We start from the raw sequence: 20,206 nt of genomic DNA, 5'->3' as shown, positions 1-20,206 counted from the left end.
CCTGTCGCGCGCCCCCGCAAGTCGCCTCAGTAGTTCGAGGTCAGCTGCACGCAGCTTTCGGTCTCGGTATTGTACATGCCGCACTCGAGACCTTCCCAGTCCGATGTCAGCGGCGCCGAGCCCGGCAGGTAGTCGGTCCAGGCGTCGCCCGGCACTTCCTCGGTCTCCGAGATGATGTCGAACTGGCCGTCCTCGCGGATCTCGCCGATCAGCACCGGCTTGGCGAGGTGGTGGTTGGTGCCCATGACCGCGGTGCCGCCGGTGAGGTTCGGGAACTCCTGGCCCCACATGGCTTCGCGCACGGCGTCGACCTCGGTGGTGCCGGCGGCCTCGACCGCGTTCACCCACATGTTGAAGCCGATGTAATGGGCTTCCATCGGGTCGTTGGTCACCCGCTCGGCGTCGCCGATGAAGTCATGCCAGGCGGCGATGAACTCGGCGTTGGCCTCGGTCTCGGCGGACATGAAGTAGTTCCAGGCCGCCAGGTGGCCGACCAGGTTGGAGGTGTCGAGGCCCGACAGCTCTTCCTCGCCGACCGAGAAGGCCACCACGGGGATGTCGTCGGCGCTGACGCCCTGGGCGGCGAGCTCGGTGTAGAAGCCGACGTTGGCGTCGCCGTTGATGGTCGAGATCACGCCGACCATGGAGCCGTCCTCGCCCAGGCCCACCACGTCCGAGACGATGGTCGACCAGTCGGAATGACCGAAGGGCGTGTAGTTCACGAAGATGTCCTCTTCGGCGATGCCGGCGTCCTGCAGGTAGCTTTCGAGGATGTTGTTGGTGGTGCGCGGGTAGACGTAATCGGTGCCGAGCAGGGCGAATTTCTCCACGCCCAGTTCCTCGAGGAAGTAGTCCACCGCCGGGATCGCCTGCTGGTTCGGCGCGGCGCCGGTGTAGAAGACGTTCTTCGAGCTTTCCTCGCCCTCGTATTGCACCGGGTAGAACAGGAGCCCGTTCAGCTCCTCGATGACCGGCAGCACCGACTTGCGGCTGACGCTGGTCCAGTTGCCGAAGATCACGTCGACCTCGTCGACGGTCAGCAGTTGCCGCGCCAGTTCGGCGAAGCGCGGCCAGTCCGAGGCCGGGTCGACGACCACCGGCTCGATCTCGCAGCCCAGGACGCCGCCCGCGGCGTTCTGCTGCTCGATCAGCATCAGCATGGTGTCCTTCAGCGTGGTCTCCGAGATCGCCATGGTGCCCGAGAGCGAGTGCAGCACGCCCACCTTGACCGGGCAGCTGGTCTCCTGGGCCAGTGCGGGCAGTGCCGCGCCGGTCAGCGCGGCGGCGATCAATCCAGTTCTGAGTGCAGTCATCCTATCCCCCTGCGGATATGGGGCCCGAGGGCCATTGCTCCGGCGCTTGCCCTCGGGCGGGGACATCTGTCCGGGCCTTGGGGGCGCCGTCCAGGCACCGCGGCGGCGCCTTGCCGCCCGCGGTGTCGCCCGGACCCGCTTTTTAGGCCGCCTTGCCGCGCGGCATTCCCAGCGCGGCGAGGGGCTCGGGGGGTGGGAGAGGGGCCGGATGCCCAAACATTGGCCAAATGCCTAGGGCCGCGCGCGGCATTGAGGCAGAGTGCGAAGTTTTTGGGTTGGGGGGGGTGAGGAGGTTTTGGGTGGGGCGGCGGATGCGATTGTGGTCGGGGCGGCGGGTGAGCCTGTGGCGAGGGCGGAGGGAACGCTAGTGGTCTGGGCGGAGGGTGAGCTTCTGGCCTGGGCGGAGGGTGCGCTTGCGGCCGTGGCGGCGGGTGCGATTGTGGCCGTGGCGGCGGATGCGCTTGTGGTCGGGGCCGCGGGTGAGCTTGTGGACGGGGCAGAGGGTGAGCTTGTCGGGGCGCAGCGGCTGGGGCTTGGGGATGGCTCGCGTGGTGTGCGGTTCGAGAGAGCCGAGACCACGCCCTCTCTTCTTGCGCCCGAACAGCACCGAAGGTGCCGGGCGCGCGCCGGACCGGCCCCTTGGGCCGGCGCTCTTGTGGGCGAAGCGCTTAAGTCATCGCTCGTCCTGACCTTGCTGCCATAAAGCGCCTCGCTCGGAGGTCGGTAGCGCCGGCCCCCGGTCCGGCGCGCGCCCTCTGTTGTGAGAGTTTCGAGCGGGGCGGGGGAGTGGATTAGGAGGTTGGGAGAGGGGCATGAGAGGGTGAGGCATTCTGTGCCGTCGCAGCGCGCCCTTTAGTGCGCGGGGTGTCGGCGGGGCGGCATCCGTTGCGCGGGCATGGCTGCGGGGGGCTATCAGCGAGAGGCGTGGCCGCCCGGGAGCTACGGGCGAGAGGCGTGGCTGCCGGGGAGCTATGAGCGATAGGCGTGGCTGCCGGGGGCTACGGGCGAGAGGTGCGGCTTAGTGAGAGAGGCGTAGAGCGTGGCGCCGGTGAGAGACGCCGCACACCAGCCGGAGCGCCGCACAAAGCTCGCCAACCCCCGCCCGCGCGAACTGGTTGCAACCCCCTCCACGCTCGGTTTTGCTTGGCGCAACGGAAGGTCAGCCAATCGCGCCGGTGAAAGGACTGCCATGCTGAAAACGGTTCTCGGCGTCTGGGCGCTGCTCTTCGGCATCCTGCTGATCATGATCGGCAACGGCATGCAGAGCACGCTCATGGGCATCCGCGGCGGGCTCGAGGGTTTCTCGACCACCCAGCTTTCCGTCGTCACCTCGGCCTATTTCCTGGGCTTCCTCGTGGGCTCGCGGGTGGCGCCGGTGCTGATCCGGCGCGTCGGCCACGTGCGGGTTTTCGCGGCGCTCGGCTCCTTCATGTCGGCGGGGCTCATCGCCTTTCCGCTCCTGGTCGAGCCCTGGGCCTGGGTGCTGATCCGCCTGGCGCTGGGGTTCTGCCTCTCGGGCGTCTATGTCTCGGCGGAGAGCTGGCTCAACAACAAGGCGACGAACCGCACGCGGGGCACGGTGCTCTCGGCCTATATGCTGGCGCAGACGCTGGGCATGGTGGGCGCGCAGGGGCTCGTGGGGGTGGCCGAGGCCAATGGCTTCACGCCCTTCGTCTTGGCCTCGATCCTGGTCTCCTTCTCCTTCGCGCCGATCCTTCTGTCGGCGAGCCCGGTGCCCGCGGCGGATGCGATCAAGCCGATGAGCCTCCGGGCGCTTTACGGCAAGTCGCCGCTCGGCACGGTGGGCACGCTGCTTCTCGGCTGCGTCTTTGCGGCGCAGCTCGGCATGGCTTCGGTCTATGGCGCCGCGGCGGGGCTGAGCACCGCGCGGGTCACCACTTTCATCGCGATGATCTTCATCGGCTCCATCGTCTTCCAGGTGCCGATCGGCTGGCTCTCGGACCGGATCGACCGGCGCTTCATGATCCTCGGCGTCTCGGCGATCGGCGCGCTGGCCTGCCTGACGCCCTGGGTGCTGCAGCCGGGCTTCGGCGGGCTCCTGGTCGCGGGCTTCGTCATGGGCGGGACCGCGAGCCCGCTCTATTCGCTGCTGATGGCCTATACCAACGACTATCTCGAGCTCGAGGACATGCCCGCGGCCGCCGGGGGGCTGTTGTTCATCTACGGGCTCGGCGCGGTCCTGGGCCCGCTCCTGACCGGCCAGATCATGGAGTGGATTGGCAACGAGGGCTTCTGGCTGTTCCTGGGCCTGGTCTTCGCGGGGATCGCGGGCTGGTGCCTCTTCCGCATGACCCGCCGCGAGGCGCCCTCGGTCGAGGAGGCCGGCGACTACGTGAACCTCGTGCCGACGGCGTCCGCCGTGGCGGTGACCGCCGCGCAGGAGTGGAGCGCGGAGGAGAGCGAGGCGGCGGCGGCTGCGGAGGCTGAGGCTGAGGAGGCGGAGCGGGCCGAGCGCGTTGCGGAGGAGCGGGGTGCGTCCGATGGTCGGTCAGAAGACGCCGCAGAGACAGCGGAGAGCCAAGAGGACAAGCAAGATGGCGAAAGCCGCTAGCCCGAAGTGGTGTTGGCACGCTCATTCCGCTGAAACGTCCACCTTCGGTTTCGGACACTCTCTCCCCGAGCCCAACAAAGCCGCTGTCCCGTGAAAACAGCGCCCCAATGTGACCATCCGAGCCCCTCTTGCGCCCGAATAGCACCAAAGGTGCCGGGCGCGCGCCGGACCGGCCCGATGGGCCGGCGCTCCTTGGGATGGCGTGCATAGCTTACAGTGAGCAATGACCTTGCTGGGATAAAGCGCCTCGCTCAGAGGGCAGCAGCGCCGGCCCCCGGTCCGGCGCGCGCCCTGTGTTGCGAGAGCTTTGAGCGGGAAAAGGGCGGTTTGGCAGGCTGGGAAGAGCCTCGGAGGCGGTGCCGCTTTCTGCGCTGTTGCGCCGCGCGGATGGGGACCCACAAACCCCACGCAGAACTCGGACCAGCCTTAGGTAGCTGCGCCCGACTTGCGCCCGAATAGCACCGAAGGTGCCGGGCGCGCGCCGGACCGGCCCCTTGGGCCGGCGCTCCTTGGGGTGGCGTGCCTAGTTCGCCTTTAGTCCTGACCTTGCTGGGATAAAGCGCCTCGCTCAGAGGGCGGCAGCGCCGGCCCCCGGTCCGGCGCGCGCCCTGTGGTGCGAGAGCGTTGAGGTGGGAGGGGGCGGGTTGGAAAGCTGGCAAGAGAAAGGGAGGCGGTGACGCCTTCTTGGGTGTCACGGCGCGCGCGGATGGGGTCTCAGGCAGCCTGCCCAGAACCCGGAGCATCCTGAGATGACTTCGCGCCACCCGCCGCCCAAATAGCACCAACGGTGCAGGGCACCCCACACCACCCCCCCAACAACAAAGGGCCGCCCGAAGGCGGCCCCAGCCTCACTCTCAACGCCAACCGGCCTCAGCCGTTGGCGCAGTTCTGCAGGTCCTCGATCGCCGGGCCGTTGGGCGTCCGGCCGAGGTTGAACGGGGCCGAGGCCTCGCGCCACTGCTTGTAGTTGTCGAGGTATTCCACCATCGACAGGTAGACCTTGGCGGCCGAGGGGTTCTCGCAGGAGACCTCGACGATCACCTCATTGGCGACGGTCTGCACCTCTTCCAGCGCCTCGTCGGAATAGCGGTCGATCTGCACCGCCTCGTCCCACTTGGCATAGGCCTCGGTGGCGCGCTTCTCGGTGAAGGCCAGCGACCACATCATCGTGGCATCCGCCGCGATCTCGAGCTTCTCCTGGGTCTCGGGGCTCAGCGCGTCCCAGGCGCTCTTGTTGATCATCACGCCGAAGACCGAGGCCGACTGGTGCCAGCCCGGGGTCGACCAGTTCGAGGTGACCTGCTGGAAGCCCGCCGACCAGTCGACGTTGGGCGTGGAGAACTCGCCGCCGTCGATCACGCCGCGCTCGAGCGCCTGGTAGACCTCGCCGCCGGCCATGGAGACCTGGCTGCCGCCGAGACGCTCGAGGATGCGGCCCTGCTCGTTGCCCGAGACGCGCAGGCGCATGCCCTGCAGGTCCTCGAGGGTGACCAGCTCCTTGTTGGTGTGGAAGCCGCTCTCGTTGTTGGTCACGCCATAGGGCAGGTAGACCATGTCAAACTGGCCGTAGACCTCGTCATAGAGCTCGTCGCCGCCCCATTCGTTGATCCAGTTCACGTAGTCGACGGCGTTGAAGAGCGACGGCGTGGTCGCCAGCGGCGTGAAGGCGGCGTCGCGGCCGGCCCAGTAGCCCGGCCAGTCGGCGCCGGCCTGCACGGTGCCCGATTGCACGGCGCTGAAGACCTCGCCCGAGGGCACCAGGCTGCCGCCCTCGAAGAACTCGATGGTCAGCTCGTCGCCTACCAGCTTGTTGGCCAGATCGACGAAATGCCGGTCGAACTCGATCAGCTCCAGCGAGGAGGGCCAGGTGGTGGTCATGGTCCAGCTTTCCTGGGCCTCGGCGGCGGCGCCGAAGCAGGTGGCCAGCGCCGTGGCGGCGGCAAGCGGCTTGAAGGTGGCGGTCATCTCTATCTCCCTTGGTGAATGACTTGGCGGCTATTGGCCGTAGAGGACCTGGGGCAGCCAGGTCACCGTCTCGGGGACCAGGGCGACCACCAGGCACATCAGGACGATCAGGCCGATGAACGGCAGCACGCCCTTGATGATATGCGAGGTGCGGACCTCCTTCGGGGCGATGGCGCGCAGGTAGAAGAGCGCATAGCCGAAGGGTGGGGTGAGAAAGCTCGTCTGCAGCACCACCGCCATGAGCACCACGAACCACAAGAGGTTCACGCCCTCCATCTCCTGCACGATGGGCAGGAAGATCGGGAAGCTCAGAAGCACGATGCCGGTCCAGTCGAGGAAGGCGCCCAGCACGAAGACGATCAGCATCATCACCGTCAGCAGCATCCAGGGCGCCATGTCGAGGTTGCGGATCAGCTCCTGCGTGGCGCGCAGCCCGCCGGTGATGTTGAAGACCCCGGTAAAGGCCGTGGCGCCGACCACGATGAAGAGGATCATCGCGCTGGTCTTGCCGGTCTCGCGCAGCGCCTCGTAGAAGGAGGGCAGGCTGAAGCGGCCGCGCGCGATCACGATGCAGAGCGCCAGCGCCGCGCCGATGGCCGAGGCCTCGGTCGCCGTGGCGATCCCGGCCAGGAGCGAGCCCAGGATGCCGAAGATCAAGAGGAGCGGCGGCAGCGCCTCCTTGGCGAGCATCAGGTAGAGGTCGCGGCGCGGCGGCATGTCGTCGGGATGCACCGAGGGCGCCATGTCCGGGCGCATGATCGCCAGGATCGCCACCCAGGCGGCGTAAAGGATGCCGAGCGCCACGCCCGGGATCATCGCGCCAGCGAAAAGCTCGCCCACCGAAAGCGGCGAATAGCTGGCCATGAGGATCAGCATGATCGACGGCGGAATGAGGATGCCGAGGCAGCCCGAGGCGGCGATTACGCCGGTCGTCAGCGTCGGGGAATAGCCGTTCGACAGCATCGGGCGCAGCGCCATGACCCCCATGACGGTGATCGAGGCGCCGATGATGCCGGTGGTCGCGGCCAGCAGGATCGAGATGAAGACCACCGCCAGCGCCAGCCCGCCGCGGACGTTCGACATCAGGAGCCGCAGGCTCTCGAACATCTTGTCGGTCACGCCCGAGTTCGACAGGAACTGCGCCATCAACACGAACAGCGGGATGGCGATCAGGGTGTAATTGTCGAGCACATCGCCGAAGATCCGGTTGATCACGATGCCCAGCACCATGGTCTTGCCGGCGATCACCGCGCCCAGGACCGCGGTGCCGCCCAGGACGAAGGCCAGCGGGTGGCCCATCATCAGGCCCAGCACCAGGAGCCCGAACATCACCACTGCAATCGTCTCACCGCCCATCGGTCAGCTCCTCCTTGCGGTCTCCGAGCACGATTTTCAGCACTTCGCTCACCCCCTGGATCATCAAAAGCGCCGCCCCGAGGCAGAGCGCCGCCTTCAGCGGGTAGACCGGCACCGCCACGGCGCCATAGGTCACCTCGCGCTGCGCCCAGGAGGTCATGGCGAAGTCATAGGCGCGGGTGGTGAAGACCCAGGTGAAGGGGAAAAAGAAGATCGCATAGCCCGCCAGGTCCACAACCTTGGCGAGCCGCGGCCCGAAGCGCTCGGTCAGAAGGTCGACCCGCACATGCGCCTGGTGGCGCAGCGCATAGCCGCCCAGCAGGATGAAATAGAACCCGTAGACCTGCTTCGAGACGTCGAAGGCCCAGCGGGTCGGGTCGTTGAAGGCGTAGCGCATCACCACGTCGAAGATGATGATGCCGGCAAAGACGATGGCCAGGGTCGCGATGACCCGGCCCACGGCTTCGTTGAGCGCGTCGATGGCCCGTCGCACTGGGGTCTCCTCCTTGAAATTGCGCGCAAGCTGTCAGCAATAAGAACGGCGTGCAACTCGATGTGTCTAAAGGATTACGCGAGGTCAGGTTTGCGAATTTCCGGGGTTGATTTCCCCGTGCTCGCGCTTTGCGTGAGGCGCTTGGGAGCTTCCGGTGAGGGAAGGTTGGCGCGGGGGTGCGGGGCTTGGTGAGGCGGCGGTTTGGCCGGTGGGCGGGGGCCCGCGCGATCCGCTTGGAGCGGCGCCAGACGCGCCCATAGCAGTGCATTGTAGGGCCGCGCGAGGTGCCGAACCAGCCGGGCGCAGGCCTCCCGATCGGCCCCCGTCGCCCAACCTCTAGCGCACAGGATCAGCCGCCCTGCGTCACAGGCCCGCTCTCCCTCCGGTAGAGCGACCAGCCCGTCACCCGGCGCGTTGCCCAGCTCAGGGCCTGCGCCGCGACAAGCCCCAGCGCCACCCCGCCGAGGACCGCCAGAAGGTCGAAGACCTCCTTGGACAGGTAAGGCGCCAAGGGCGGCATCAGCACCTCGGGCACCAGCCGGTGCAGCAGGTAGATCGGGAAAGCCCCCTGCGCGAGCAGCATCACCCCGCGCACGCCCATCCGGGGCAGCGGCACGCTGGTCACGAAAAGCAGCAGCCCCGTCAGCCCGAGGAGGCCGAGGTATTTCGACCAGGAGCCATACCAGTTCCCCCCGAGCCAGGCAGCCATGGGCAGGATCACCGCCGCCGCGCCCAGGACCAGGAGACGCCGGGGCAGGCTCTCCGCCGCCGCGATGCACCAGCCAAGCGCGAAGAGGTAGAAGACCCAAGGCACCGAGAACTGCGAGCGCCCGGCGGGCAGGGGCCAGACCTCGGGCAGGGTGATGCGCAGCGCCACCCCCAGCGCCAGAAGCGCCAGGCCGGTGCCGAACAGCGAGCGCGAGAGCCAGCGCCGCATCGGTGCGGGCCAGAAGAGCAGCACCAGCAGCAGGCACATCTGCACATAGGCTTCGACGAACCAGTAGAGATAGGGCAGCATCAGCCCGGTCTCGGGCACGGTGACGGCGAAATTGCCGATCAGCGCCACCGAGGCCCAGGGCACCTGCTGCCAGGCCAGCGCAAAGCCCGCGAGCACCAGGAAATAGGGGATCAGCACGCGCGAGAGCGGCGCGAGAAAGCCCGTCACGTCGCGCCGCGCCAGCGCGCCCGCGCGGTGCTCGGCCACCGACATGCCCAGGAGCACGATCATCGCCGCTGCCCCGCCGTAGACCGGCCAGAAGGTCTGATGCGCCACGACCACCGCGAGGATTGCCAGCGCCCGCGCCAGAAGCGGCATGGGCACCGAGCTGCCCTTGGCCGAGCGCGCGCCCTCGAGCTCGGCGATGGGCCGGCGCTCCCAGTTCTCGGGCAGCCCGCCGAAATGCGTGTCGAGCGCCAGGGAGAGCTCGACGTGGCGCAGCGAGTCGCCGCCGAGGCTGTGGAAGCTATCGCTGCGCCGGATGTTGCGGTTCGGGAAGCTGCGTTCGAAGAGCGCCAGCAGGTCGCCGCCCCGGGGCGCCGGGCGGGCCTGCGCTTTCAGCGCGGGATAGTCGATCTTGCCGTTGGCGCGGCGGGGCAGCTCGGGGCAGTCCAGAAGCGCCACATGCTGCGCGCCGATGCCCGCCAGTGCTGCCACCTCGGCGCGCAGCTCCTCGTCCGGGGCCGGGGCCGCGACCCAGATCTGGGCGTCGTCGCCCCAGACCGCGGCCTCGTGCCCGCGCGCGACCAGCGCCTGTTCCAGCGCGTCATGGCCGATGCGCAGCCCCGCGATCTTCGACATCCGGCTGCGCCGCCCGGTGATCCGGTAGAGGCCGTCGGTGCCGCGCCGGGCCATGTCGCCGGTCGCAAGCGCCTCGGTCTCGGCCCCGCGCTTCAGGTCCTCGGCGCGTTCGGCGTAGCCCATCATCACGTTGGGCCCGCGGTAGATCAGCTCGCCCTCGGCGCCGGGCGCCTCGGTCTCCTGTCCGGTCTCGTCCCGGAGCGACAGCGCGCCGCCGGGGATCGCCTGGCCGATGGCTTCGGGTGCCTCGGCCGCGGCCTCATGCGGCAGATAGGCGATGCGCGCGGTGGCCTCGGTCTGGCCATACATGACCACGAAGCGCCCGCCGCGCGCCGCCATGCGGGCCTGCCAGCGGCTGACCTCGCCCGGCGGCATGGCCCCGCCCGCGACGGTCAGGCAGGAGAGCGTGCCGGGCAGGGCGCCGCCCTCCAGCGCCGCCTCGAGCAGCCGAAAGCTGTGCGGCACCCCGGCGAGGTTGGTGGCCTCCGCCGCCTCGAGCGCGGGCAGGAAGCCCGGGTCGAGCATCGGCGTCTCGGAGAGCCAGAGGCTCGCGCCGCGCGCCAGGTGCGAATGCAGGACCGAGAGCCCGTAGGAATAATGCAAGGGCAGGACAAGCGCGGCGCGGTCCTCGGGCGTGATCTGCAGGTATTGGGCGATGGCCTCCGCATTGGCCGCGAGCGCCCCGCGCGACAGCCGCACCCCGCGCCCCTGGCCGGTCGAGCCCGAGGTCATCAGCACCAGCGCCAGCTCCTCGTGCGGCTCGACGGGGATGGCATGCGTCAGCAGCCGCATTCGCCCGCCGCTTCGCCGCCAGGAGGCGACCGGCCGGAACCGCGCCTCGAGCGCGGTCGCCTGTTCGCGCTCCCCCGCCGGCAGCGGCAACACCGCATGCCCCGCCTGGAGCGCCCCGAGATACCCCGCGATGCACTCCTTCGTGGCGGTCATCTCGACAGCCACCAGCCCGCGCCCCTTCGGCAGCCGCGCCGCAAAGCGCCCCGCGGCGGCATTGAGCTCGGCGTAGCTCATGGCGCCGTCACCGGCGATCAGCGCCGTCCGCGCGCCATGCGCGGCAAGGGCGTCGGGGTCGTAGAACATCGGGCGGCCTTCGCAACAGGATCGGTTGCGCCGCCCGCTACGGCGTCAGAGTGTTTTAGTCAAGTATTGGGGTCGGGGGAGAGAGGGGCAGGTGGGGGGGCGCAAGCGCTTTGGGTGGTGAGATGCTGTGCAAAGGAGGGGGGCGGCGAGCGGCTGATCGAGCCGCGCAGGACGCACGTCGGGCGGCGCTGCGCTAAGTTTTTCTGCTGTAGGAAAAATGGTGCCCGGGGGCGGAATCGAACCACCGACACGAGGATTTTCAATCCTGTCCTGAGCCAAGGAGGGGCAGGCTGGGCATTGAGATCTGCACGGGACTTTGGGTGGTCCTCTGCAAGCGGCAGCGAGCATCGAAGGAGGCGTCGGTCCGGGCTTCTGCGGAACAGCCAACACGCTTCCTGCAGCTCAAAACACCTTCATAGCAAGCCCGGCGCCCATGGCTGAGCCGAGTTCGCGACAACGCGCTAGATCTTCGTCCGAGATGGTCTTCTCTGCCAAGATCTGCTCAGGAGTTTGTGCGTGGGTGCAGATGATGAGCGGAGCTTGCACTTCTTTTAGGCGCCACCCTGTCGCGATCCGGGCGGTTTGTCGCGCGGCGTTTTCACCGTCTGAACCGGCGCAAACCATTTGTGCGTAGGGGCGTCCCTCGATCTTTCCCAGGAGCGGGTAGTAGCAGCGGTCGAAGAAGTCTTTCATGACCCCGGCGATCGCTGCCAAGTTCTCGGGTGCACAGAAGATGTAGCCGTCGGAGGCGAGTAAATCGTCGGGTCTCGCGTCATGGGCAGTCTTCACGACCGTTTTGACCTCATCTCTCGCCGAGGTCGCGGCGGCTTCCGCCATCTGTCGACTTCCACCGGTTTTCGAGTGATACACCACAAGAAGTTCAGTCATGTCCGCACGTTAATCCAAGCTTCGGTCGTGTCAAATGAGGCGCTTAAGCTTGCGTGTTCGCGTGCCAACCGTCGGCCAAGACTTGAGCGTTGCTCACGCCGCCAGAAGATCAGTCTCGAGTTTCTCGAACATTGCGACGTCTTCTTCTGCATTCTCAAAAAGATGGCCATAGACATCCATCGTCATGTTGATCGATGCGTGCCCCAGTAGCGTCTGGATCTTTTTGGGGTTCCAGCCCTGCTCGATGAAGAGCGATGCCGCCGCGTGCCGCAGCGCGTGAATGCCGAACTTCGCGGTGCCGTCTTCGCCCACGATGCCGTTCGCGATCAACATCGGCTTGAAAACTCGATTGTAGATGTTGGCGTAGTTCTGAACCTTGCCGGCACCATTAGGGAAGACGAGCCGCTGCGCCGCCGCCGGAACTGTCGAATGCCATTCTTCCAGTGTTCCCCGAACGAGCGGGGTCATCGGTATGTCGCGGTATCCAGCCTGACTCTTGGGTTTGCCGATCTGCCCGCTCTCGTCGGCTCGCTGCCGCACAAGAATGAGACCACGTCCGAAATCGACATGATCCCAAGTCAGGCCGCGAAGTTCTGAGATGCGCATGCCCGTGAAAATCGCAGTGACGAACATCGCGCGATGCGAAGCAGGGGCGTTGTTGAGGATGAGCCGGATCTCGTCCTTCGTGGGGATGATGCGTTCATCCTGATCTGTCCTGCGCCGCCGCTTCATCTTCACCTCGGCGGCGACATTGTGATCGACCCATTCCCGCTCGACAGCCTCCGACAAGATCGCCCGCAAACTGACCATGACCTTTTTTACGATCGCTTGCGACAAGCCATCATCGAGCATCTCGTCCATGAAATCCCGCACATCGCCGCGTGTGAGATCCGCGACCAGTTTCTCAGCTATCCGTGGCTCGATGTGGACCTTGGCGTGGCTGCGATACGCCTTCAGCGTCGCGGCTTCGAGCTGGTTGCGCTTGCAGGTCTTGAGCCAGGTGTCACAGGCGTCAGCGATGGTAGGATTCTCGATGCGGGGCATGGGCACCTCTTGTTGTTGCTTGCTCGACTATTATAGCATCGGGAAACACGTCCGTCGGGCTCAATGTCCTGTAAATTCTGAAAAATATTTCTGTGCGTCGCCCATGAGTCTGACGTCAACCCCAACGGTTCCCATACGTATCCCGTATCTGAATCGCATGTTCGCTTTAGGGGTTTTAGTCCGGCTGGAAGCTGGATATTGCAATTAGCCCATGTAGTAGATACGCAAATGCAATGACGCAGTTGAGAAAGCACTTCGTTGGATACCTGCTTGCGACCCACGGTGTGCGTAAGCTCAGTTTTGATCATCCTGCCATACGTCAGCAGATAGCTAACCTCAAAGCTTGGGAAGCGGCAAATGACGGTAAGGCGAGTATCGATTTCAGATCTGACTACGCGCGCAGGATAGGCGGCTTGGGTGATCTTCCAAATTTGCAGGATCTACTGGAAGAAGGCAGCAGTGTCATGCTGGATGATCTCAGTCGTCTGTTCCGCCCATGTGGCAGCGTTCAAGCTGCAAAAGAGCTTTATCTTGAGCTCGAACCGCACGCAGAGAATATCATCGGCATCCGCCAGAAGATGAACCTGGGCGGCTTGTCTTCGCGTGCAGTCTCGACTCTCGTTTCTCGTCAGTTGAACCCGCGCTTCGTCATTGTGGGTAATGCTCCGAAACGGAAGCGTCGATCGTCAGAAGATAGGCAGACAGAGGCGGCGAATGCTGCATCTGCGAAATCACGCGGTAAGGCCGCCGATGAAGCAGCGCAGCCATTGAAGCGACTGAAGAGCACTCTCGAGGCAGGAGGTCAGACCGTGACGCTCGCCAAGCTAGCCGAACGCGCCAACGCGGATGGACTACGAACGACACGTGGCAATCTCTGGAGAGCGGATACGGTATCACGAGCCCTAAAGCGCACCAGTCCCTAAGGCTGGCTATGCTGCGCACAGGCGCGCTCCGAGAGTAATCGCGCACACCACGACTTCACAAATCTCACCGAGCCAGCCAGTGAAGCTGCCTGCCGCCCTGGCGAGCATCGCATTAGAGGGCGGGCGATTGACTTCATGCTTGCTTGCGCCCTTGACTGATAGCTCAATTCGGGAGCCATGCTGGTCCAAGGAGTGGTTGGGCCCGAACGCGTCGCTGTTTTAAACGCTCACGTCGTGCCGGCTGTCCTTGGACGCGTCGCGATGCTCACAGCTCTTTGCCGCGGCGGGAAGTGCCTGCAAGGCCTTCGAACGGTGTCCTCGCACAGTTCGCCGACAGGAAGCTCCGCCACTTTTTTTCACGGCCCGATTAGTCTGCGCTACTACCGTCTCCTGACCGAACCGTGCGGGGTAACCCTTCCTTGCAAGGACCAAGTCCTCGTGTGAGCCTGCGCGGCAGAGATCCCAAACGTGCTCTCCTATTAACTGAGTTAAGGGACGTATGCAGGGGGGTGATTTCCTCTCTCCACCATGCGAACTTGAAGCCGTTGGAATGTCGGGGGACGTTCAAGCGTCGCGTGATCAACTTCCTCTCGTGGGCCAAGTCTGGACGTTCGGTGCATCTGCCCGTCAGCAGGAGATTGCGAGCCATCATGATGCGATAGACGCGCTTGTGGTTCACGGGCGCAGCACCTGTAGCTCCAAGGCGCCGGCTTAGCATTACCGTGATCCGGTAGTAGCCCTAGGTCGGACGCTTCGCGACCGGCGTATCGATCAACGGAAGGAGAGCCGCGTGTTGCACCTTGTGGCATCGCCAACGCGGCTTCGTGTTCCCGTTTGACTGAGGATGCAGGTTCGATGGAAGTCGCCGAGGGTCTCAGCCACGAACCTCTTCGGGAACCGACCTTCAGCTGCCACTGCGCACGCCACGCCCGGTCTCTTGGAGCGTCTTGTCCGGCAACTTCAAGAAGAACCGACCCTCATTGTAGTGCGGCCAGGCTGCCGCTCGAGTTCGCTGCCGCGTTCCTCCACCTGCCGGACGGTGCGATTACCGGTCACCTCGTCATCCTCCGACACCTCTATTGTTCCTCCATCCGACATCAGACGGCACCAACGATACCACCGGGTCGGCAGAACGCCACTCCAGCGAGCAACCATCAAGATGCTGGCACCATCCTCCTGCGTCACTTCATCGACCCGTATCTCTTGCTCGCGAACACGTCGCGTGCGCAGCCTCCTTCAGTGAAGATCCCAATCTCAGGCATAGGCGCGCGCTCAGACATGTGCTCGAGCTTCCGTGGCTATGCCCAAGTGTTCGGTCGAAACGGGCGCCAGCCTATTTCAGAGACCATAGACGGGGAGGGCGAATTGCATCGCGCTGTAATACGTGGGCATCAATCCTTAGAGGCTGGCACCCAGCTTCTCCATCGCTCTCGTGATCTTCTGGTTGAGTTCCGAGAAGGCACGGCAGTGCCCGTTCTCCCGCATCTTTCTAGGACGATGTCCGTTCTGGCGATCCCAGTTTGCTCTCGTCTTCTCGATGACGCTGCGGTGGTGAAGGTCCAGTCCGATTACGCCGGTTCTCTTGAAGATCTCGAGCTCGTCGCCGTTTGCGGTTCCGTCATCTTCCATGGCAAGCGTCGGGAACTGGAAGTTGAAGAACTTCTTGCGCAGCTTCCCCCAGTCTTTGTTAGTGAGGTCATCCATCGTTTGGATGCCGAAATCTTTCATCGTGTCGTAATCGGGAACGTCAAGCAGACAGATCTCGATCCGAGAGCGCCGGTCCCTCAGTTCAAGAGCGATGAAGTTGTCGTCACCCACTCCCCGCTGATCTGCAACTTTGTCTTGCAGTCGGAACAAGATCGGTCTTTGCACGCTTTTTACTGTCTTGGCTCCGACGTAGACTGTTGAGTCTAACGGCGGCTTTCGGTGCATCTTCACGCGATCTGCACCGAGCAGGGCCTTCGGGAACTCTTTGAGATTTTCGGGGATCAAGCCGGGCGGAGCGGAAACCATCTTCTTCGTGCCCACGTCATCTCTGTATCGGGGCATTTCGTCGAAATGATCGAAATCTCCCCTCGTGCGGAACGAGGGGTCGAGCCGGAAGTGCTTCCTGAGTAACTCTGATGCCTGCGCTCGAAGCAACAGCATACCATCGTCTGTCTCGGCATGGGTCGGGATCGGGTAAAAATCGATAGAGATTTCGACTCCTGTGATCTTATGTCCCAGACGTAGCGATGCTGTTCTCGACCCGTATTTCCACCTCAGATGCTGCAGCGCGGCATTCATGCGCCGACTGCTCGGGTCGAACATCCGGATCCTGAAAGTATTCCCACTATGATGTCGTTCGAGGTTGGGTCCGTAAACGTAAGCCTTGCCAAGCTTGGGCTCGTTGATTGCGCCGTTCAAGCTGTTCCCGACGTGGACGGCGTAGAGCTCGCGTCCCAAGGTCACCTTGAATTCGATCCAATCGAACACTGCCCGGCACCGGTATTGGTTGAGATCGATCATCGGCAGTGCGAGAAGACGGCCCTTGGTGACCGTTTGCCTGCCAGACGCATCTACAAGTAAATAGTGGAGCTGGAGCTCGTCCGCCGCGAGTCTGTCGACATCGCGTCGCACGTTAGTCTCGATCGGTATGTCGAAGTCGGGCTTCATCTTTTCTCCTGACCTGCGTATGGGACAGATAATCTGACGCGGCCGCTACACGAGGCTTAGTAGCTTTCTTCGTCTCTCTCGCGGGTGGTAGAGAATGCCTTGCTGAAACGTCAATCACGTAGAAAGCTTCACTGAGTGCTTTTTTCGCTCCGGGCGGACAACACCGCGCTGGTTGCCGGTCGTCGCATTCAGTGAAGCTTTGACAGCGCCTCAGCGGCATTGTGGTCTGGTTGCCTCCGGTCATGCAAGCTGCTTAGCCCGTGAAGCGCAAGATCGGCTGGTGATGCTTGGTCCGCCTCGCATTGCTCTAGCTTGATCAAGTTGCACCAGAGCCTTGGCAACAGCGCTGACCTGCGCCACGCGGGGCTGAGAGACTATCCACTTGGTTGGGGGGGGGGAGGCGAAGCTGCGACGACCCGCTGGTCACCCTGCACGGTGTGAAATGCGCTGTCTACGGAGACGGGAAGGAAACAGGGCCGCGGAGCCTAAAACAGGAAGTCCTAGGTGAGGATGGGCTTGCCTTAAGGGCCACTTCGGTTGCACACCAGCAGTAGCATCGAAACCTTGGAGTCCTGGCTTCGCACGATTGCAATTTCGGCCCGGACCCGACGTTCACGCGCTGGTGTAGCGAACGCCAGCTTCGAGCCCTACCTGCTCCTTCGTCAGAGCGCAGCAAACGTTTGGTTACGGACATTCGTCTGCATACCCGTGAGCAGACACCGTCCTGCTCATGGCGTAGTATGCGCACCAATACAGAGTCGGTGATCCCCCAGAACTTCGATTACACGACATTTTCCGGATTGGCCCGGATCATCTGCATCGGCCATTCGTCCCAGTTCTTCCCGAAGCTGCGCGAGAATTTTCATACGCCGGTCAACCGCCGCAAGTTGCTTCCGTGCGATCTCGTGGGCGGGCGTGCAGTCCTCCGACGGAGCTTCGGCAAGGGCCATCAGATCGGCGATATCATCGAGACCAAAGCCCAGTTCCCGCGCGTGACGTAGGAACGTGAGCCGTTCGAGTGCCGCGTCATCATAGCGGCGTTGCCCGCCCTCGGTCCGCGCGGGCGAAGGGATCAGGCCCCGGCTTTCGTAGTAGCGGATCGTCGTCACTTTCACGCCCGTCCGGCGCGACATCTGCCCGATGGAATATTCCTTCATGTCGCCTCTTGAACCTACAGTCGCTGTAGATCGTATCTACCCTGAAACGATACGAGTCGAAAGGAGCCGTCATGGGTCACGGCCATCATCATCACGTCAATCCCGAGGCTGGCGACCGCAGGGTTTTCGCCGCCATTGCGGTCAACATTGGTCTGACGGTCGCGCAAATTCTCGGCGGCATCGCCTCCGGCTCACTCGCTCTGATCGCGGACGCGCTGCACAACTTCTCCGATGCGATCTCGCTGATCATCGCCTTCGCGGCGCGCAAGATCGCGCGGCGACCCCGCGATGCTGACATGACGTTCGGCTACGGTCGGGTCGAGGTGGTCGCCGCGCTCATCAACTACACCACGCTCATCGTGATCGGTCTCGTCCTGCTCTACGAAGCGGCGGTGCGCTTTGCCCATCCGCAGCCGGTCGAGGGCTGGTTGATCGTCATCATCGCGGGGGTCGCGCTGGTCGTGGACGCGGTGACGGCCGCGCTGACCTATGCCATGTCCAGATCCAGCGTGAACATTCGCGCGGCGTTCCTGCACAACGTGGCCGACGCGCTCGGCTCGCTCGCCGTGATCGTTGCGGGCACGCTGATCCTGCTCTACGACTGGCGGCTGATCGACCCGCTCGTGACCATCCTGATCGCGGGCTACATCTTGTGGCAATCGTTTCGCGGGATCGGCCCGGTGATCCGCATTCTGATGCTCGGTTCGCCCCCCGAGACCGAGACGGATGCGGTTCTGGATACAGTGCGCGGGATCGACGGCGTGACCGGCATCCACCACACGCATTTCTGGCAGATGGACGAACACCGAACTGCACTGGACGCGCATGTCGTCATATCCGAGGGCCGTTGGTCCGACGCCGACGCTGTCAAGGAGCGGATCAAGGCCGCACTGTTCGAGAGATTTGACATCGAGCATACGACGCTGGAACTGGAATGCGCGCGCCACACGTGCGATGACCCGTCCGAGTTCGGCGGGCGTGGACATGGCGAGGAGCGGCACGGATGAGCGACTTTGCGTCCGTTGCGCTGGCCGTCGCGCTTTTCTGTGAAACCGTTCTGATCGCAATGCTGGTCTGGTCGATCATATTCCGTCTCGCCGTCTCTGGCCATCACAACGGGTGAACTGGCTCAGGCAGTTCATGGTCTGGTCCCCGCCCCTTGCGGTTTTCGGAGGCGCTATTGTCGTGGGCTGCGGCGACTGGAATGTCTTGGATTGGCCGCATTGGCTTCGATGGGGCATTTGCCGGCCGCTGCTCCTGGCAGGTAACGCCGAGGTCTGGCCTGCGGCCTTGGGCATTGGCCTCGATGCAACCAGCGGCGCAGAAGCCGAGCTGAAAACCGACGGCTTCTACCGCTGGGTGCGCAATCCGCAATACGTGGCTGATATGGGTATCCTGGTCGGGTGGGCAATCCTGTCCGCTTCTCCCGCCGTATGGATCATCGCGATGGGCGGCGTGGTCGGCTTTGCGCTCACTCCGTTCGCAGAATAGCGGTGGATGGAAAAGATCTACGGGAAGCCATACCGGCGATCCCTCAACCGCGTTCCACACTTATATGGCGTGCTATGATTGACACCGAAAGCTGACGTTGCACCGACGGCAGTTTTGTCCGCGGAGCGGTCTTTGGTTCAGATCGCAGCGAAGGACGGCTGTCCGCTCAAAGCACCAGCTCCACACAGGTAACAACTAGCACGCGTATGATGCCTCAGCCCAGGAAAGGCGCGCGGATTGCGCTGCTCTCAGAATGCCGCTCGGAAAGTAATTTCTATTGATGGGCTTTCGAGGAGTATGCTGAGCGTGGTGCCTATTATGTGGAGCCTTGTCAGGCTGCTCAGAAAAGGCGCGGGGAAGGCGATGTGCCTCCCCCGCGCAAGCTCAGTAGCGTCAGATCTCATCCAGAAGCTTATCCAATTCAGGATCATACCCGGACATCAACCGTTCTAGCATGCCGGCATACGTGCGCCGCTCGGCCGCGCAGATCGCCTTGAACCGCTCCATCACGGGCGCGGGGCCCTTCACGTTAATCTGGATTTCGGGAAAGGCTGAGCCTGCGCCTGTGAGCGCATTCCAAGTCTCAGGCATGTATTCCGTCATCGCGGTGCTGATCAGGAGCTTCTCATCAATCCCAAGCACACGGGCGAGGGCAGGGGCGCGATCGACGGGCAGGCGCATTTCGCCTGAGCGCAGCATGCTGATGACATTCTGTCGAGGGAAGCCGACTTCTTCTGCGATCTCGCGCTGGGTTTTCCCCGAAGCATCGACGGCTTCTGCGATCAGGCGGGCGGTTGGGCTGTTGGTCATGTGATCCTCTGAAGCTGGTATCTTGATGCTTGATTTTATGAGGCGCTGTGAAGTCCTTCTCGGGCGCATCCCGATGAGAGGTCTTCGGCCGGTCGACCTTGGCGGTCGGCCGGTCGGGCAGAAGCGGCTTGAACGGTGTGGCCGAATGCGTAGCACTAATTCCTTGAGCGGCCCGCCCAGGTCCGGACCCCGACAAGGCGCCGGCTCGGTGGGGCCAAATCAGGAGGAGGACCCCATGAGACTACCACTGCTTCTAGCGGCGCTCGCCGCCTTCGGCGGGGGCGCGGCGCAGGCCGGCGACACATCCGACACCGCCGGGGCGGAAGGCGCAGCCGCCGGCGCGGAGACCGCCGAAATTCGGGACATCGACGTCTCCGAAGCCGATACCGCCCAGGGCGAGAAGGCCTACCAGGCGGTCTGCCGCAACTGCCACGGCCCCAAGGCCCAGGGCGTTGCGAGCTATCCGCGCCTGTCGGACAAGGAGGTCGCCTATCTGGTCGATCGGCTCGAAACCTATCGCTCGGGCGAGAAGATCGGCCCGAACTCGATGCTCATGATCCCGCATGCAAAGGAGCTGTCGGACGAGGAGATCCTCAACATCGCGGTCTATGTGACCACCGCCTTCGAGTGAGATGCGGACCCGCCG

Annotated in this window: 15 protein-coding genes; 5 read left to right on the top strand and 10 right to left on the bottom strand. The window is 64.2% G+C overall.

The window, feature by feature from the left end; all coding sequences use genetic code 11:
- Positions 1 to 26: 26 nt before the first annotated feature.
- Positions 27 to 1,313 carry an urea ABC transporter substrate-binding protein gene (gene urtA, locus LR948_RS13685; protein WP_232754637.1) on the bottom strand — a complete coding sequence of 429 codons (1,287 nt, stop codon included), beginning with the start codon at positions 1,311 to 1,313 and terminating at the stop codon, positions 27 to 29.
- 1,189 nt (positions 1,314 to 2,502) lie between these two features.
- Between urtA and LR948_RS13680 the strand changes: the two genes are divergently transcribed.
- The gene (locus tag LR948_RS13680; protein ID WP_232754636.1) at positions 2,503 to 3,885 is read left to right on the top strand and encodes an MFS transporter; all 1,383 of its coding nucleotides are present in this window, start codon (positions 2,503 to 2,505) and stop codon (positions 3,883 to 3,885) included.
- Positions 3,886 to 4,755: 870 nt separating this feature from the next.
- Here the strand turns inward: LR948_RS13680 and dctP are convergent.
- The 6 genes from dctP to LR948_RS13650 form a co-directional block, all read right to left on the bottom strand.
- Positions 4,756 to 5,850, bottom strand: a complete 1,095-nt coding sequence (gene dctP / locus LR948_RS13675; protein WP_232754635.1) for a TRAP transporter substrate-binding protein DctP — start codon at positions 5,848 to 5,850, stop codon at positions 4,756 to 4,758.
- A gap of 30 nt (positions 5,851 to 5,880) precedes the next feature.
- Positions 5,881 to 7,206, bottom strand: coding sequence for a TRAP transporter large permease subunit (locus LR948_RS13670; protein ID WP_232754634.1), 1,326 nt, complete (start codon positions 7,204 to 7,206; stop codon positions 5,881 to 5,883).
- On the bottom strand, positions 7,196 to 7,699 hold the full coding sequence (locus tag LR948_RS13665) for a TRAP transporter small permease subunit (RefSeq protein WP_232754633.1): 504 nt from the start codon (positions 7,697 to 7,699) through the stop codon (positions 7,196 to 7,198). Before LR948_RS13665 ends, LR948_RS13670 begins: the two co-directional genes overlap by 11 nt.
- A 349-nt stretch (positions 7,700 to 8,048) precedes the next feature.
- Complete coding sequence (locus LR948_RS13660) at positions 8,049 to 10,592, bottom strand: AMP-binding protein (RefSeq protein WP_232754632.1); 2,544 nt, start codon at positions 10,590 to 10,592, stop codon at positions 8,049 to 8,051.
- 402 nt (positions 10,593 to 10,994) lie between these two features.
- Positions 10,995 to 11,480: a flavodoxin family protein gene (locus LR948_RS13655; protein ID WP_232754631.1), complete on the bottom strand. Its 486-nt coding sequence runs from the start codon at positions 11,478 to 11,480 to the stop codon at positions 10,995 to 10,997.
- A 93-nt stretch (positions 11,481 to 11,573) separates the two neighbouring features.
- Complete coding sequence (locus tag LR948_RS13650) at positions 11,574 to 12,524, bottom strand: site-specific integrase (RefSeq protein ID WP_232754630.1); 951 nt, start codon at positions 12,522 to 12,524, stop codon at positions 11,574 to 11,576.
- A gap of 233 nt (positions 12,525 to 12,757) precedes the next feature.
- Here LR948_RS13650 and LR948_RS13645 point away from each other — a divergent pair, with 233 nt between their 5' ends.
- Positions 12,758 to 13,447: a hypothetical protein gene (locus LR948_RS13645; protein ID WP_232754629.1), complete on the top strand. Its 690-nt coding sequence runs from the start codon at positions 12,758 to 12,760 to the stop codon at positions 13,445 to 13,447.
- A gap of 1,398 nt (positions 13,448 to 14,845) precedes the next feature.
- Here LR948_RS13645 and LR948_RS13640 read toward each other — a convergent pair.
- Positions 14,846 to 16,102 carry a hypothetical protein gene (locus LR948_RS13640; protein WP_232754628.1) on the bottom strand — a complete coding sequence of 419 codons (1,257 nt, stop codon included), beginning with the start codon at positions 16,100 to 16,102 and terminating at the stop codon, positions 14,846 to 14,848.
- A gap of 728 nt (positions 16,103 to 16,830) precedes the next feature.
- The gene (locus LR948_RS13635; protein WP_232754627.1) at positions 16,831 to 17,259 is read right to left on the bottom strand and encodes a helix-turn-helix domain-containing protein; all 429 of its coding nucleotides are present in this window, start codon (positions 17,257 to 17,259) and stop codon (positions 16,831 to 16,833) included.
- Between the two features lie 71 nt (positions 17,260 to 17,330).
- Here LR948_RS13635 and LR948_RS13630 point away from each other — a divergent pair, with 71 nt between their 5' ends.
- Entirely contained in the window at positions 17,331 to 18,266 is a 936-nt protein-coding gene (locus LR948_RS13630; RefSeq protein WP_232754626.1) for a cation diffusion facilitator family transporter, read from the top strand.
- A gap of 178 nt (positions 18,267 to 18,444) precedes the next feature.
- Positions 18,445 to 18,750: a methyltransferase gene (locus LR948_RS13625; RefSeq protein ID WP_232754625.1), complete on the top strand. Its 306-nt coding sequence runs from the start codon at positions 18,445 to 18,447 to the stop codon at positions 18,748 to 18,750.
- Between the two features lie 393 nt (positions 18,751 to 19,143).
- On the opposite strand, the gene LR948_RS13620 is transcribed toward LR948_RS13625, so the two are convergent.
- On the bottom strand, positions 19,144 to 19,560 hold the full coding sequence (locus LR948_RS13620; RefSeq protein WP_232754624.1) for a helix-turn-helix transcriptional regulator: 417 nt from the start codon (positions 19,558 to 19,560) through the stop codon (positions 19,144 to 19,146).
- 235 nt (positions 19,561 to 19,795) lie between these two features.
- Between LR948_RS13620 and LR948_RS13615 the strand changes: the two genes are divergently transcribed.
- On the top strand, positions 19,796 to 20,191 hold the full coding sequence (locus LR948_RS13615) for a c-type cytochrome (RefSeq protein ID WP_232754623.1): 396 nt from the start codon (positions 19,796 to 19,798) through the stop codon (positions 20,189 to 20,191).
- The last annotated feature ends 15 nt before the right edge of the window (positions 20,192 to 20,206 follow it).

The sequence above is a fragment of the Roseivivax sp. GX 12232 genome (assembly GCF_021272185.1).
Classification (GTDB): domain Bacteria; phylum Pseudomonadota; class Alphaproteobacteria; order Rhodobacterales; family Rhodobacteraceae; genus Roseivivax.
Note: the sequence above shows the minus strand (reverse complement) of the source record. Positions and strands in the feature narration are given on the sequence as shown.

What these genes read in the sequence shown, in the direction of transcription:
- LR948_RS13640 (WP_232754628.1), bottom strand. Translation starts at nt 16,102, where the DNA reads ATGAAGCCCGACTTCGACATACCGATCGAGACTAACGTGCGACGCGAT.
- urtA (WP_232754637.1), bottom strand. Translation starts at nt 1,313, where the DNA reads ATGACTGCACTCAGAACTGGATTGATCGCCGCCGCGCTGACCGGCGCG.
- LR948_RS13635 (WP_232754627.1), bottom strand. Translation starts at nt 17,259, where the DNA reads ATGAAGGAATATTCCATCGGGCAGATGTCGCGCCGGACGGGCGTGAAA.
- LR948_RS13655 (WP_232754631.1), bottom strand. Translation starts at nt 11,480, where the DNA reads ATGACTGAACTTCTTGTGGTGTATCACTCGAAAACCGGTGGAAGTCGA.
- LR948_RS13620 (WP_232754624.1), bottom strand. Translation starts at nt 19,560, where the DNA reads ATGACCAACAGCCCAACCGCCCGCCTGATCGCAGAAGCCGTCGATGCT.
- LR948_RS13650 (WP_232754630.1), bottom strand. Translation starts at nt 12,524, where the DNA reads ATGCCCCGCATCGAGAATCCTACCATCGCTGACGCCTGTGACACCTGG.
- LR948_RS13680 (WP_232754636.1), top strand. Translation starts at nt 2,503, where the DNA reads ATGCTGAAAACGGTTCTCGGCGTCTGGGCGCTGCTCTTCGGCATCCTG.
- LR948_RS13630 (WP_232754626.1), top strand. Translation starts at nt 17,331, where the DNA reads ATGGGTCACGGCCATCATCATCACGTCAATCCCGAGGCTGGCGACCGC.
- LR948_RS13615 (WP_232754623.1), top strand. Translation starts at nt 19,796, where the DNA reads ATGAGACTACCACTGCTTCTAGCGGCGCTCGCCGCCTTCGGCGGGGGC.
- LR948_RS13660 (WP_232754632.1), bottom strand. Translation starts at nt 10,592, where the DNA reads ATGTTCTACGACCCCGACGCCCTTGCCGCGCATGGCGCGCGGACGGCG.
- LR948_RS13645 (WP_232754629.1), top strand. Translation starts at nt 12,758, where the DNA reads ATGACGCAGTTGAGAAAGCACTTCGTTGGATACCTGCTTGCGACCCAC.
- dctP (WP_232754635.1), bottom strand. Translation starts at nt 5,850, where the DNA reads ATGACCGCCACCTTCAAGCCGCTTGCCGCCGCCACGGCGCTGGCCACC.
- LR948_RS13670 (WP_232754634.1), bottom strand. Translation starts at nt 7,206, where the DNA reads ATGGGCGGTGAGACGATTGCAGTGGTGATGTTCGGGCTCCTGGTGCTG.